General features: G+C 73.1%; 13 protein-coding genes and 1 pseudogene. 8 read left to right on the plus strand and 6 right to left on the minus strand.

Going from position 1 to position 14,071, the window contains the following annotated elements:
• Positions 1–293 precede the first annotated feature (293 nt).
• Positions 294–851 carry a hypothetical protein gene (locus ACFQH9_RS14510; RefSeq protein WP_379566597.1) on the plus strand — a complete coding sequence of 186 codons (558 nt, stop codon included), beginning with the start codon at positions 294–296 and terminating at the stop codon, positions 849–851.
• A gap of 97 nt (positions 852–948) precedes the next feature.
• Positions 949–2,103 carry a dual-specificity RNA methyltransferase RlmN gene (rlmN, locus tag ACFQH9_RS14515; protein WP_379566599.1) on the plus strand — a complete coding sequence of 385 codons (1,155 nt, stop codon included), beginning with the start codon at positions 949–951 and terminating at the stop codon, positions 2,101–2,103.
• A 7-nt stretch (positions 2,104–2,110) separates the two neighbouring features.
• Here rlmN and ACFQH9_RS14520 read toward each other — a convergent pair.
• The 4 genes and pseudogenes from ACFQH9_RS14520 to ACFQH9_RS14535 form a co-directional block, all read right to left on the minus strand.
• Positions 2,111–3,184 (minus strand): annotated as a pseudogene (locus tag ACFQH9_RS14520) (ABC transporter ATP-binding protein); the annotation flags it as partial.
• A 30-nt stretch (positions 3,185–3,214) separates the two neighbouring features.
• Positions 3,215–4,090, minus strand: a complete 876-nt coding sequence (locus tag ACFQH9_RS14525) for a carbohydrate ABC transporter permease (RefSeq protein ID WP_379566600.1) — start codon at positions 4,088–4,090, stop codon at positions 3,215–3,217.
• A complete protein-coding gene (locus ACFQH9_RS14530) occupies positions 4,090–5,031 on the minus strand; it encodes a carbohydrate ABC transporter permease (protein WP_379566601.1) in 942 nt (313 codons plus the stop codon). The genes ACFQH9_RS14525 and ACFQH9_RS14530 overlap by 1 nt, the downstream gene beginning before the upstream one ends.
• Positions 5,032–5,143: 112 nt before the next feature.
• Positions 5,144–6,493, minus strand: coding sequence for an ABC transporter substrate-binding protein (locus ACFQH9_RS14535; protein WP_379566650.1), 1,350 nt, complete (start codon positions 6,491–6,493; stop codon positions 5,144–5,146).
• 377 nt (positions 6,494–6,870) lie between these two features.
• Here ACFQH9_RS14535 and ACFQH9_RS14540 point away from each other — a divergent pair, with 377 nt between their 5' ends.
• The 4 genes from ACFQH9_RS14540 (at position 6,871) to mug (ending at position 10,187) form a co-directional block, all read left to right on the plus strand.
• A complete protein-coding gene (locus ACFQH9_RS14540; RefSeq protein WP_379566651.1) occupies positions 6,871–7,857 on the plus strand; it encodes a LacI family DNA-binding transcriptional regulator in 987 nt (328 codons plus the stop codon).
• 119 nt (positions 7,858–7,976) lie between these two features.
• Complete coding sequence (locus ACFQH9_RS14545) at positions 7,977–9,044, plus strand: ATP-dependent DNA ligase (protein WP_379566602.1); 1,068 nt, start codon at positions 7,977–7,979, stop codon at positions 9,042–9,044.
• Positions 9,045–9,092: 48 nt separating this feature from the next.
• Positions 9,093–9,548, plus strand: a complete 456-nt coding sequence (locus tag ACFQH9_RS14550) for a MarR family winged helix-turn-helix transcriptional regulator (protein ID WP_379566603.1) — start codon at positions 9,093–9,095, stop codon at positions 9,546–9,548.
• Between the two features lie 84 nt (positions 9,549–9,632).
• Entirely contained in the window at positions 9,633–10,187 is a 555-nt protein-coding gene (gene mug / locus ACFQH9_RS14555) for a G/U mismatch-specific DNA glycosylase (RefSeq protein ID WP_379566604.1), read from the plus strand.
• 33 nt (positions 10,188–10,220) lie between these two features.
• Here mug and ligD read toward each other — a convergent pair whose 3' ends face one another.
• Together ligD and ACFQH9_RS14565 are read right to left on the minus strand one after the other, a co-directional pair.
• The gene (gene ligD / locus ACFQH9_RS14560) at positions 10,221–11,177 is read right to left on the minus strand and encodes a non-homologous end-joining DNA ligase (protein WP_379566605.1); all 957 of its coding nucleotides are present in this window, start codon (positions 11,175–11,177) and stop codon (positions 10,221–10,223) included.
• 17 nt (positions 11,178–11,194) lie between these two features.
• Positions 11,195–11,446 carry a DUF2631 domain-containing protein gene (locus tag ACFQH9_RS14565; protein WP_379566606.1) on the minus strand — a complete coding sequence of 84 codons (252 nt, stop codon included), beginning with the start codon at positions 11,444–11,446 and terminating at the stop codon, positions 11,195–11,197.
• Positions 11,447–11,530: 84 nt separating this feature from the next.
• Between ACFQH9_RS14565 and dxr the strand changes: the two genes are divergently transcribed.
• Entirely contained in the window at positions 11,531–12,691 is a 1,161-nt protein-coding gene (dxr, locus tag ACFQH9_RS14570; protein ID WP_379566607.1) for a 1-deoxy-D-xylulose-5-phosphate reductoisomerase, read from the plus strand.
• Complete coding sequence (locus tag ACFQH9_RS14575) at positions 12,688–13,980, plus strand: M50 family metallopeptidase (protein ID WP_379566608.1); 1,293 nt, start codon at positions 12,688–12,690, stop codon at positions 13,978–13,980. Before dxr ends, ACFQH9_RS14575 begins: the two co-directional genes overlap by 4 nt.
• The last annotated feature ends 91 nt before the right edge of the window (positions 13,981–14,071 follow it).

A 14,071-nucleotide genomic window follows, 5' to 3' on the forward strand; every position in this document is an offset into this window, starting at 1 on the left:
GAACAGCCGGCGGCCAGCACCCCGATGCCGACGGCGGCGCCACCGGCACCGGCGACGGCGGCGCGCCGGGTCAGCACAGGGGACGTCCGGGCGGTCGGGGCGGTCGGCGCGTTCGGGACGGGTGTGGCGTCGGGCTTCTCGGACATGTCGGCTCCTCCGGGGGATCGGCCAGCATCGTGGTGGTGTCCGACACCCTGGCACGACCCCGCTGAGAGCACGCTGTGCGGAACGCCGAGTGGTCGCGCCGGTCGGGCCGCGCCCCGGCCGGGTGACGGCCTCGCTACCGTGGCGGCATGAGCCGAACCGTGCGTGCCGTCTCCGGCATCCCGCTGCCGCAGCTGGAGATCCTGCTGGGCGGCGCGGGCTGGGTCGCCGGCTCGCTCGGCTTCGGCGCGGGCGGCGGGACCCTGGTCATGGCGGCGGGCCTGCTGGTCACGGGCTGGCTGTTCACCACCGTCCGGCGGCGCCAGGGCCTCGGCGCGCGGCTGGACCGGGGGCTGCGGGCGCGCGTGCTGCGGCTCGTGGTGGTCGTCGGCGTGGTGCTGATCGTGCTGGGGGTCGGGTTGCCGTTGATCGGGCAGGGCTGGGGCGAGCTGACCGTCCCGGCCGGGGCGGTGGCCGTCGGAGCGGGGCTGTGCGCGCTGTCCACGCTGCTCGGCGAGCGGTCCTTCGTCGCCGTCGGCGGCGTGCTGGTGGTGCTCGGTGCCGTCGGGTCGCTGCTCGCGCTGAACAGCGGGGGCGCGGCCCTGCCGCTCGGCGTCGTCGGGATCGGCGGCGCCGTGGTGCTGTGGCTCTCCGGGATGCGCCGGATCGGGCTGGTCGGGGAGCTGCGCGAGCGCGTCGGGCGCTGACGCGGCGGGCCCGGGCACCGGGGGCTGCGCGCCCGAGCAGCGGCGCCCGTCACGGCCGGCCCGGCCCGCCGGATGCGGGTGGCACACTGGAAGGGCCATGTCGACATCCCTGCCCCTGGTCTTCGACGCGCCCAGGCGCGCGACCCCGCCCCGTCACCTCGCCGACCTCGATCCCGCCGACCGCAAGGCGGCCGTGACGGAGCTCGGTCTGCCCGCCTTCCGGGCCGACCAGCTGGCCCGGCACTACTTCGGCAGGCTCACCGCCGACCTCGACGAGATGACCGACCTCCCGGCCGCGGCCCGCGCACAGCTCGGCGCGCTGCTGCCGCCGCTGGTCGAGACCGTCACCGAGCAGGTCTGCGACGACGGGCAGACCCGCAAGACCCTCTGGCGCGGCCACGACGGCACGCTGGCCGAGTCCGTCCTGATGGGCTACCCCGACCGCACGACGGTCTGCATCTCCAGCCAGGCGGGCTGCGGCATGGCGTGCCCCTTCTGCGCCACCGGCCAGGGCGGGCTGCAACGCAACCTGTCCACGGGCGAGATCGTGGACCAGGTGCGGCAGGCCGCGCGCAAGGCGCAGGAGGGCGCGCTGGGCGAGCCGCGGCGGCTCTCCAACATCGTGTTCATGGGCATGGGCGAGCCGCTGGCGAACTACAAGCGGGTCGTCGCCGCGCTGCGCCGGATCACCGAGCCCGCCCCGAACGGCCTGGGCATCTCCCCGCGTGGGGTCACCGTGTCCACCGTGGGGCTCGTCCCGGCGATCGACAGGCTCGGGCAGGAGGGGCTGCCGGTCACCCTGGCGATCTCCCTGCACACACCGGACGACGAGCTGCGCGACACCCTCGTGCCCGTCAACAACCGGTGGAAGGTCGCCGAGGTGCTCGACGCGGGGCGTCGCTACGCGCAGACGACCGGCCGCCGGATCAGCATCGAGTACGCCCTGATCCGGGACGTCAACGACCAGCCCTGGCGTGCCGACCTGCTCGGGAAGCTGCTGCGCCAGCGGATCGGCGCCAAGCGCGTGCACGTGAACCTCATCCCGCTCAACCCGACGCCGGGCAGCCGCTGGGACGCGAGCCCCAAGCCCGTCGAGCGCGAGTTCGTGCGCCGGGTCCAGGCCGCCGGCGTGTCCTGCACGGTCCGCGACACCCGCGGCCAGGAGATCGACGCCGCCTGCGGCCAGCTCGCCGCCACCCCCACCAGCGAGGACCTGCACCTCTTCGACCCGTCCACCGGCGAACGCCTCTGATCCCGGNGGTGGACGGGTCGAAGAGGTGCAGGTCCTCGCTGGTGGGGGTGAGCGCGATCTGGTCGCCGCGCCGCGCGCCGGACCGCCCGCTCGTCCGGACGACGACCGGGGTCTGCTCGCCGTCGTCGAGGTGGGCGTAGAGGAAGGCGTCGCTCCCCAGCTCCTCGACGACGTCGACCTGGGCCTTCACCCCGGACGTCGCCCCGTCCGACCCCACCGTCCACTGCTCGGGGCGGATGCCGAGCTGGACGGTCGACAGGCCGGCATCGGCGATCCGGGACCGCAGCGACCGCGGCAGCGGCAGCTCCGCCGAGCCGATCCGCACGCCCTCCTCGGACACCGGCAGCGTGAACAGGTTCATCGCGGGCGAGCCGATGAACCCGGCCACGAACGCGTTGGCCGGCTGGTCGTAGAGCTCCGCGGGCGTGGCGAACTGCTGCAGCTCGCCGTCCTTGAGCAGCGCCACCCGGTCGCCCATCGTCATGGCCTCGACCTGGTCGTGGGTGACGTAGACGGTGGTGACGCCGAGCCGGCGCTGCATCGCCGCGATCTCCGTGCGGGTGGACACCCGCATCTTCGCGTCGAGGTTCGACAGCGGCTCGTCCATGAGGAAGACCTGCGGCTCCCGGACGATCGCGCGCCCCATCGCGACGCGCTGCCGCTGGCCGCCGGACAACGCCCGGGGCTTGCGGTCCAGGTAGTCGGCGAGCCCGAGGATCTCGGCCGCCGCCTTCACCTTCTGCGTGCGCTCCTCCTTGGGCACGCCCCGCATCTTCAGCGGGAACGCCATGTTCTCGCCGACGGTCTTGTTCGGGTACAGCGCGTAGTTCTGGAACACCATGGCGATGTCCCGGTCCCGCGACGGCACCCCGACCATGTTCCGGCCGCCGATGCGGATCTCGCCGCCGTCGATCTCCTCGAGGCCGGCGAGCATGCGCAGGGCGGTGGACTTGCCGGAACCGGACGGGCCCACGAGGACCACGAACTCGCCGTCGGAGATCTCCAGGTCCAGCCGGTTGACGGCGGGCTTGGCCCCGGCGGTGTAGATCCGGGACGCCTGGTCGAACACGACTTCAGCCACGACGGGCCTCCTTCCTCTGGCCGGCCCCCATCACTTCACGGCTCCGAAGGAGAGGCCCTGGACGAGCTTGTTCTGCGCGACCCACCCGGCGATGACGACGGGCAGCGCGGCCAGGGTGGCCGCGGCGCACAGCTTGGCGAAGTACAGCCCCTCGGAGGTGATGAACCCGACGAGGAACACCGGCACCGTGGCGGCCCGCGCGGCCGTGAGGTTGACGGCGAAGAAGAACTCGTTCCACGCGAAGATCACGCAGATCAGCGCGGTGGCCGCCATGCCGGGGGAGATGACCGGGAGCACGACCTCGCGCAGCGACCGCGCGGTCGACGCCCCGTCCATGCTCGCCGCCTCCAGGAGCTCTCTGGGGACCTCCTGGAAGAACGAGCGCATCATCCACACGGCGATCGGCAGGTTCATGGCCGTGTAGAGGATGATCAGGGTCCAGATGTTGTCGAGCATCCCGACGTAGTTGACGACGACGTAGATCGGGACGATCGCCGCGACGACCGGCAGCATCTTCGTGGAGATGAAGAAGAACAGGACGTCCTGGACCTTCTTCACCGGGCGCAGCGACACCGCGAACGCGGCGGGCGTGGCCAGCGCCAGCACCAGGATCGTCGAGACGACCGTGGCGAACAGCGAGTTGAGCAGGTACGGGCCGATGCCGGCGTCGAACACCGCGCGGAACTGGTCGAGCGTCGGCGAGAAGATCAGCTTCGGCGGGCTCGTGTAGGCGTCGGCCTCCTGCTTGAAGGCCGTGAGCACCATCCAGAGGATGGGGAAGAAGAAGCCGATCCCGACGATCCAGGCCAGCACGGTGAGCAGGCTGGCGCCCACCTTGCCCTTCCTGACGGGGGCGAGCTCCTCCGTGCGCGTCGAGGGTGCGCGTTCGGTGGTCGGGGCGGCCATCACGTCTCCTCCCCTCCGGAGAAGCTGCGGAAGATCAACCGCAGGGCGAAGGTGGCGACGATGATCGTGGCGATCACGACGACCACGCCCATCGCGGCGGACTGTCCGATGTCGAAGCCCAGGAACGCGCGCTGGTAGATGTAGAAGGGCAGGTTCGCGCTGGCGGTGCCCGGGCCGCCCTGGGTCATCATGTAGATGGCGTCGAAGGTGTTGATGAGGTAGATCGCGCCGAGCACGATGCCCAGCTCGATGAACCGGCGCAGGTGCGGGACCGTCACCTCGCGGAACACGCCCCACGTGCTCGCGCCGTCCACCCGGGCCGCCTCCAGCACGTCGTGCGGCTGGCTCTGCAGGCCCGCGAGGATGAGCAGCATCATGAACGGCGTCCACTGCCAGACCAGGGCGATCATCACCGACGTCAGCGGGAAGCTCGAGATCCAGTCGGTCTCCCCGGCCCCGAAGGGCGAGAGCACGAAGTTGATCAGGCCGTAGGTCGGGTCGAACAGGACCGTCTTCCACAGCAGCGCCGCCGCGACGGGCGTGATGAGGAACGGCGTGATCAGCAGCGTGCGGACGAACCCCCGGCCGAGGAAGGCCCGGTCCAGGAGCAGGGCGAACAGCAGCCCCAGGATCAGCGAGAACAGCACCGCGCCCGCGGTGAGCAGGACGGTGTTGAGCGCGACCTGGCGGAACTGGCTGTCGGTGAACACCAGGACGTAGTTGTCCAGGCCCACGAACTGCCGGCTCCCCGGCCGCACGAGGTTCCAGGACTGCAGCGAGTAGTAGATGGTGAACAGGAAGGGCAGCTGCGTGACGATGATCGTGAAGACCAGCGCCGGCAGCAGCGGCGCGCGGCGGATCCAGCCGTCGGCCCGCGATCCCGGTCCGCGGTCCGGCCGGCGGGGCGTGAGCTCCGCGGGCCGCTCGGCCGTGACGGTCATGACTCCACCTCCTCGGGGGTCCCGGCCCCGGCGGGGCCGGCGCCGCTCCCGTAGCCGTGGGTGAACCGGGCGGAGCCGGTGCGGCCTCCGCGGCAACGAGTACGTCGGCCGGTCACGATCCCGCCCCCTGTCGCTGGTAGGACTCGCCGACGGTCTCGGCGTAGACCTGGGCCTGGTCCAGCGCCTGGTCGGTCGTCTGCTGACCGGCGATGGCCGCCGACAGCTGCTGGCTGACCCGCGTCCCGAGGTCCTGGAACTCGGGGATCGCGAGGAACTGCACGCCGGTGTAGGGCACCGGCTCGACGGTCGGGTTCTTCTGGTCGGCCGCCGCGATGGAGTCGAGCGTCTGCTGGGCGTAGGCCTTCGACGCCTCGACGTACTCCGGGATCCGGTAGGTCGACTGCCGGGCGCCGGGCGGCACGTGCTCCCACCCGAGCTGCTGCCCGACCATCGGGCCGTACTCCTTGCTCGTCATCCAGGAGAGGAACTTCCAGGTGTCCTCGGTGCTGCCCTTCTCGTCCGAGGTCTTCGGGATGGCGAGCGACCAGGCGTAGAGCCAGCCGGAGTCGGGCTTCTGCACGATCGGCGCAGGTGCGTAGCCGACCTTGCCGGCGACCCGGCTCTCGTCCGGGTTCTCGACGATGCCGGCCGCGACCGTCGCGTCGTACCACATCGCCGCGTTGCCCTGGCTGAACTGCGTGCCGCACTCGCTGAACCCGCTGGTCGCCGCGCCCGGCTCGCCGTACCGGCGGACCAGGTCGACGTAGAAGTTCGCGGCCTGGCGGAACTGCGGCGAGGTGAGCTGGGCGTTCCACTGCGGGTCGTACCAGCGGGCGCCGAAGGTGTTGGCCACCGTGTCGAACGGCGCCATGACCTCGCCCCAGCCGGGCTTGCCGCGCAGGCAGATCCCCGACATGCCGGTCTCCGGGTCGTCGAGCTTCTGCGCGGCGGCGGCGACCTCCTGCCAGGTCGGTCGGGCCGGCATCGTGATCCCGGCCTGCTCGAACAGGTCCTTGCGGTACATGAGGAAGGACGACTCGCCGTAGAACGGCACGGAGTACATGTGCCCGTCCGGTCCGGACAGCGCCTGCCGCACGGCGGGGATGAAGTCGTCCTCGTCGTAGCCCGGGGTGCGGGCCATCAGCGGGTCGAGGTCGACGAGCCAGCCGTTCGCGGCCCACTGCGGCGTCTCGTAGTTCGAGATCATCACCGCGTCGAACTCGCCACCGCCGGTGGCGACGGACGCCGTGATCTTGGCGCGGGCCTCGTTCTCCGACAGGCTCACGAACTTGAGCCGGATACCCGGGTTCTGCTGCTCGAACTGCGGGGACAGCTGGATCGCGTCCTTCATCTGCGGGTTGGACACGATCGCGATGGTGATCGTGCGCTGGTCCGCGCCCCCGCCGCCGAGGTCGCCCGCGCCGGCGCAGCCCGGGAGGGCGAGCGCCAGGGCGGCGAGCAGCGCGAGGGGCCCCGACCGGGCGAGCCGGAGACGGCCCGGGGTGCGACGGGGCGGTCGGTCGGATCTCCTGTGCGGTGGGGCCACGGTGCCCTCCTGATCGGTCGCCGTCGTCGACCCGCCGCGGCGGACGGTCCCGGCCGTCCGGTGGCCCACGGTGGACCGACCGTCGTCGCGGGCTCCGCGTTGTGCAGGCCCCGCGGTGGACGTGTCCCATGTCACGCCGAGACGACGGTAACGGGAAGTTAAGCGCTTGCGCAAGCGCTTACGTCGTGTGGTTTCCTTGTTCCGGTGACGCGGCTCACGTGCGCGTCGGCGCGGCCCGGACCCCCGGCCGGGCCCCGGGGGCCGGTCCGAGCGGGGAGGTGCGCGTGGCGACGATGGCCGACGTGGCGCGGCTGGCCGGGGTGTCCGTCGCGACGGTGTCGCACGTGCTGAACGGCACCCGTGCCGTGCGCCCCGAGACCCGGGCCCTGGTCCTGGAGGCCGTCCGGACCGCCGACTACACCCCCAACACCGTCGCGCAGTCGCTCGCCACGGCCCGCACCACCACGATCGGCCTGGCGCTGTCCGCGATCTCCAACCCGTTCCTCGGCGAGCTGATCCACGCGATCGAGGCCGAGGCCGCCCGGCACGGCTACACGCTGCTGCTCGTCGACCCGCACGAGGACCCGGACTACGAGGACACGGTGATCCGGCGGCTGCACGGCCGGCGGGTCGACGGGGTGCTGTTCGCGCCCTCGGCGCGGCCGGCGGAGGCGCTGAAGTACCTGACGGCGCGCGGGGTACCCACGGTCCTGGTCGACCGGCTGATCGACGACCGGATGGACCAGGTCGGCAGCGAGAACGTCGAGGCGGTCGCCGGGCTGGTCGCCCACCTCGCCGGGCACGGGCACACCCGGGTCGCGCTCGTCGCCGGGCAGCCCGGATTGCGGACGACGGTCGAGCGCGTCGAGGGCTACCGCCTCGGCCTGCGCCGCGCGGGGCTCGCGGAGGACCCGCGCCTGCTGGTCGACGGGCACTCGGCCGAGGAGCCCGCCCGGGTCGCCGTGCACGCCCTGCTCGCCACCGCCCGCCCGCCGACCGCGGTGATCACCGGGAACAACTCGATGACGATCGGCGCGATGCAGGCCTTCCGCGAGGCGGGGGTGGACGTGCCGCGGGACGTCGCGCTGGCCTGCTTCGACGACTTCCCCTGGGCAGACCTCTTCGCCCCCCGCCTGACGGTCGTCGCGCAGCCCTTCGCCGCGATCGGCCGGGAGGCGGTGCGGCTGCTGCTGCGCCGCATGGCCGATCCCACCGCCGAACCCGTCACCACCCGGCTGGCCCCGAGGTTCGTCCAGCGGAACTCCTGCGGCTGCCCGTGAGCGGCCACTGTCGCCGGAGGGGCGCGGCCACTCACGACGCCGGGTGAGCTGCGAGTACGCGTCCCGCCCGCGGAGGAGTGCACTCGCCCCGGCCGCCGTCGCAGGACACACTGTGCGACGTGGACCTCCCCGTGATGCCGCCCGTCGCGCCGATGCTGGCCAAGCCCGTCAAGGACATCCCGCCCGGCCGGCTCTACGAGCCGAAGTGGGACGGCTTCCGGTCGATCGTCTTCCGGGACGGCGCGGAGGTGGAGATCGGCAGCCGCAACGAGAAGCCGATGACGCGGTACTTCCCCGAGGTGGTCGAGGCGGTGCTGGCCAACTTCCCGGAGCGGGCGGTGGTCGACGGCGAGATCGTGGTGGCCGACACCACGCGCAACACCCTCGACTTCGAGGCCCTGCAGCAGCGCATCCACCCCGCGGCGAGCCGGGTCACGCTGCTGGCGGAGCAGACGCCGGCCAGCTTCGTGGCCTTCGACCTGCTCGCCGTCGGGGACGAGGACCTCACGGAGCAGCCCTTCGCGACGCGCCGCGCCCGGCTGGAGGAGGTGCTGGCGAAGGCGCAGCCGCCGATCCACCTCACCCCGCTGACCCGCGACACCGAGGAGGCCCGCCGCTGGTTCGAGCAGTTCGAGGGCGCGGGGCTCGACGGGCTGATCGCGAAGGAGCCCGACCTGACCTACCAGCCGGACAAGCGGGTGATGGCCAAGATCAAGCACGAGCGCACCTGCGACTGCGTGGTCGCCGGCTACCGGGTGCACAAGTCCGGGCCCGACGCGATCGGCTCGCTGCTGCTCGGGCTGTTCGACGACCGGGGCGTGCTCGCGTCGGTCGGCGTGGTCGGGGCGTTCCCGATGGCGACCCGGCGGGAGCTGTTCACCGAGCTGCAGCCGCTGGTCACGGACTTCGAGGGGCACCCGTGGAACTGGGCGGCGCACCTGGAGGGCGAGCGGACGCCGCGCAAGAACGAGCAGAGCCGGTGGAACGCGGGCAAGGACCTGTCCTTCGTCCCGCTGCGGCCCGAACGGGTCGTCGAGGTGCGCTACGACTACATGGAGGGCGCCCGCTTCCGGCACACCGCGCAGTTCGTCCGCTGGCGCCCGGACCGGGTGCCGGAGTCGTGCACCTACGCGCAGCTCGAGCGGCCCGTCTCCTTCGACCTCGCGGCGGTGCTGGCGAGCGGCTGACGCCCGTCACCGCTGGTCACGGGGCCGCGCAAGGGGCATCCTGATCACGTGGACACCGCCCACGACCGGCCCGGACACGTGCACGGGCCCGGCTGCGACCACTCGGCCGACAAGCCGATCGGCTGGTGGCTCAAACACGTCGACCGACTGATCGAGTCCGCGCTCGACCGCACCCTGGCCGGCGAGGGGATCGGCCGCCGGCACTGGCAGACGCTCAACGCGATCGCCGGTGGCGCCGACACCCTCGCCGCGCTGAACTCCTCGCTCGCCCCGTTCCGCGGCACCGGGCCGGAGCTCCGCATGGTCCTCGACCAGCTGCGCGCCAAGGGCTGGGTGCAGGAGGTCGCGGGGCACCTCACGCTCACCCCGGCCGGCGCCGCCGCCCGCGGCCGGCTGGTCGTCGCGGTGCGTGACTCCCGCGCGCGGATCACCGAGGGCGTGAGCGACGAGGAGTACCGGGTCACCCTCGCCGTGCTGCGGCGGATGGCCCGCAACCTGTCCTGACGTCCCGGCGGCACCACCCGCCCGAACGGGCCCTTCCGCCCCGGTCCGGGTGCGCGCCCCGCCGGGCGCGGCGATGATGGCCGCATGGCGCTGCCGACCGCCGCCGAGCTCGAGGCCGCACGCGAACGCCTGCTCCCGGACGTCGTGCCCGGCCCGGACGACCCCGCCCTGCGGGTGCTCTTCTGCGGCATCAACCCCGGCCTGGTCTCGGCCGCCACCGGCCACCACTTCGCCCGGCCCGGCAACCGCTTCTGGCCGGTCCTGCACACCGCCGGGTTCACCCCGCGGCTGCTGCGCCCGGACGAGCAGGGGCTGCTGCCCGCCTGGGGGATGGGCATCACGAACATGGCCGCCCGGCCCACTGCCCGGGCGGACGAGCTGACCGACGCCGAGCTGGTCGAGGGCGGCCGGGTGCTGCGGGCGCTGGTGGAGCGGCTGCGGCCGGCCTGGCTCGCCGTCGTGGGGCTCGGCGCGTACCGCACGGCCTTCGCCGACCGCGGCGCCGTCGTCGGGGCGCAGGAGCCCACGCTCGGCGCCACCCGGATCTGGGTGCTGCCCAACCCCAGCGGCCTCAACGCCCACTGGTCGCGCGCCACCCTCACCGAGGAGTTCGCGCGGCTGCGCGCCGCGGCCTTCTGAGCGCGGCCCCGGGACGTCAGGACCGGCGGCTGCTCACAGCTCGTCGAGGTCCGGCACGTCCTCGCCCGAGTCCCGGGCGTCCCGGTCCGCCCACTCCAGCAGCGGCTCGATCCGGAAGACGTCGTCGTCGATGCCGGCGTGCAGGTCGCCGAGCTCGGCGAACCGCGCCGGGACGGTGGCGAGGGTGAAGTCGCCGGGCTCGGCCGAGTCGATCTCGTCCCAGCGGATCGGCGTGGACACCCGGCCCTCCGGCGTGCCGCGCACCGAGTACGCGCAGGCGATGGTGTGGTCGCGGGCGTTCTGGTTGTAGTCGACGAACACCGACCTGGGGTCGCGGTCCTTGCGCCACCAGCTCAGGTCGACGATCGCGCAGCGCCGCTCCACCTCCCGGGCGAAGGCGTGCGCGGCCCGGCGCACCTCGGCGAACCCGTGCTCCGGTGGGATCCGCACGTAGACGTGGAGGCCCTTGCCGCCCGACGTCTTGGGGTAGCCGGTGGCGCCCAGCTCGTCGAGCACCTCGTGGGCGACGTGCGCGACCCGGCGGACGTCCGCGTACGACGCGTCGGGCATCGGGTCGAGGTCGATGCGCCACTCGTCGGGCGACTCGGTGTCGGCCGCGCGCGAGTTCCACGGGTGGAACTCGACGGTGGACATCTGCACGGCCCACACGACGTCGGCGACGTGGGTCACGCACAGCTCGTCGGCGTGCCGGTTGTAGCGGGGGAAGTGCACCCGCACCGTGCGCACCCAGTCCGGGGCGCCGCGGGGCAGCCGCTTCTGGTGCACCTTCTCGCCGTCGGTGCCGGTGGGGAAGCGGTGCAGCATGCACGGCCGCTCGCGCAGGGAGCGCACGATGCCGTCCCCCACGGCCATGTAGTAGCGGGCGAGGTCCAGCTTGGTCTCGCCGCGCGCGGCGAAGTACACACGGTCGGGACTGGAGAGCCGGACCGTGCGGTCCCCGACCTCCAGCTCGACCGCGTCACCCGCCACCGGTGCGGCCCGGTGGCTCAGCGCCGCCAGTCGTTGCGCTTGCGGAGGGTGCCCACGACGACGGCCAGCAGGATCACCACGGCGGGCACGACGGCGAAGAGGATCTCCGTCCAGCTGGCGGGGTGGCCGATCAGGATCAGGCAGAGCAGGATCGCGGTGACGACGCCCGCCGTCGGGATCGCCTTCGGGAAGGTGCCGTGCCAGCCCCACTCGGCCGAGGGCTCGTCCGCGGGGTCGACCTTCACCAGCTCGCGGGAGCTGCTCGCCATGGGTTCCTCCTGTGTCGCCGTACGGGAGCGCTGTCGTGCGAACCTCATCGTCGCACAACACGGCGCCGGGGATGATGGGCGGTGATGAACGCGAACCCCCCGCGGTCGGTGCTGGTCCTGGGCTCGACCGGCTCGATCGGGACCCAGGCCCTGGAGGTCGTCGAGAAGGCCGCCGGGCGCTTCACCGTGGCCGGCCTCGCGGCGGGCGGCGGCGACGTCGGGCTGCTCGCGTCCCAGGTCGAGGCCACCGGGGCGAGGCGGGTCGCCGTCGCCGACCGCGCCGCGGCGGCGCGGCTGCGGGAGGAGGTGCCGGGCGTCGAGGTGCTCGACGGGCCCGCGGCGGCGGCCGAGCTCGTGGAGTCCACCCCGGCCGACGTCGTGCTCAACGGCATCACCGGATCGCGTGGTCTCGGGCCCACGCTCGCGGCCCTGCGGTCGGGCGCGGTGCTCGCGCTGGCGAACAAGGAGTCGCTGGTCGCCGGCGGGCCCCTGGTGCTCGGCGCGGCCGCCCCCGGCCAGATCGTGCCCGTCGACTCCGAGCACTCCGCGCTCGCGCAGTGCCTGCGCGGGGGCCGCCGCGAGGAGGTCGCCCGGCTGGTGCTCACCGCGTCGGGCGGGCCCTTCCGCGGCCGCCCGCGCGCCGACCTCGAGCACGTGTCGGTCGAGGACGCGCTCAAGCACCCGACCTGGGACATGGGCCCGGTCGTCACGATCAACTCGGCCACGCTCGTCAACAAGGGCCTGGAGCTGATCGAGGCGCACCTGCTGTTCGGCGTGCCCTACGACCGCATCGACGTGGTGGTCCACCCGCAGTCGATCGTGCACTCCATGGTCACCTTCGCCGACGGCGCCACGATCGCGCAGGCCAGCCCGCCGGACATGCGGCTGCCGATCGCGCTCGCGCTCGGCTGGCCGGAGCGGGTGCCCGGCGCGGCCCCGCAGTGCACGTGGGAGGCCCCGCAGAGCTGGACCTTCGAGCCGCTGGACCACGAGGCCTTCCCGGGTGTGCGGCTGGCCCGGGCGGCGGGGGAGACCGGCGGGTGCCTGCCGGCGGTGTTCAACGCGGCCAACGAGGAGCTGGTCGCCGCGTTCGTGGCCGGCCGGATCGGCTACCCGGCCGTCACGGACGAGCTGGAGCGCGTGCTGGCGGCCGCCGACGCCTGGTCCGGCGACCCGGCTACCGTGGCGGACGTCCTGGCGGCGGAGGAGTGGGCGCGGGCCCACGCACAGGAGCGGGTGCTGTGACAGTTGTGTGGACGATCGTCGGGATCGTCGTCTTCTTCCTCGGCATCCTGTTCTCGGTGGCCTGGCACGAGCTCGGCCACTTCGCCACGGCCAAGTGGTTCGGGATCAAGGTCCCCGAATTCTTCGTCGGGTTCGGCCGGACCGTCTGGTCGCGCAAGGTCGGCGAGACCGAGTTCGGCGTGAAGGCCGTCCCGCTCGGCGGCTACATCCGCATGATCGGGATGCTGCCGCCGGCCAAGGGCGAGGCCTACGGGCGCAGCCGGCGCACCGGGCCGTTCCAGGGCCTGATCGACGACGCGCGGCAGGCCTCCCTGGCCGACGTCGGGCCCGAGGACGCGGACCGGCAGTTCTACACCCGCCGCCCGTGGAAGCGGATCATCGTCATGGCCGCCGGGCCGCTGATGAACCTGGTCCTCGCGGTCGTGCTGTTCGCGATCGTGCTCATGGGCTTCGGGCAGATGACCTCCACGCTCACCGTGAGCACGGTCAGCCAGTGCGTGCTGCCCGCCACGGCCACCCGGACCGACACCTGCCCGCCCGACGCGCCGCCGACCCCGGCCGCCGCCGCGGGCTTCCGGGCGGGCGACCGGATCGTGTCGTTCAACGGGCGGACGTACGAGAGGTGGGAGGACCTGCAGGCCGCCATCCGGCAGGCCGGCGGGACCGTGACCGTCGTCGTCGACCGGGGCGGGCAGCAGGTCACGCTCACCCCCACGCTGATCACCACCGAGCTGCCGGACCTCGACGACCCGGAGAAGACCGAGCAGGGCAGCTTCCTCGGCCTGTCGCCGTTGCGCGAGATCCAGCGCCAGGGCATCGGCGCGGTCGGCACCACGATGGTGGACATCGTCTCGCAGGTGGGGCAGAAGCTCGTCGAGATGCCGCAGCGGGTGCCCAACCTGTTCGGCTCGGTGTTCCTGGGCGAACATCGCGACCAGGACTCGCCGGTCGGGATCGTGGGCGCCTCCCGGATCGGCGGGCAGATCCTGGCCAGCGACGCCCCGCCGGGCCAGGAGATCTCGGCCTTCCTGTCGCTGCTCGCGCTGGTCAACGTCTCGCTGTTCCTGTTCAACCTGCTGCCGATCCCGCCGCTCGACGGCGGCCAGATCTTCCCGGCCATCTGGGAGGCCATCCGGCGGCGGTTCGCGATGCTGCGCGGCAAGCCGGACCCGGGCCCGGTCGACGCGGCCAAGCTCATGCCGGTGGCGATGACGGTCGCGCTGATCTTCATCGGCTGGAGCGCGCTGGTGTTCGTGGCCGACATCATCAACCCCGTCCGGCTGAGCTGAGCCGAGCCGAGCCGGGTCGAGCCGGGCGGGCCGGACGGGCCGGTCGGGTGAGCCGAGACGCCGATCACCGGCGATACTGGACCGGTGATCG

The sequence above is a fragment of the Pseudonocardia lutea genome, assembly GCF_042658055.1.
GTDB lineage: Bacteria > Actinomycetota > Actinomycetes > Mycobacteriales > Pseudonocardiaceae > Pseudonocardia > Pseudonocardia lutea.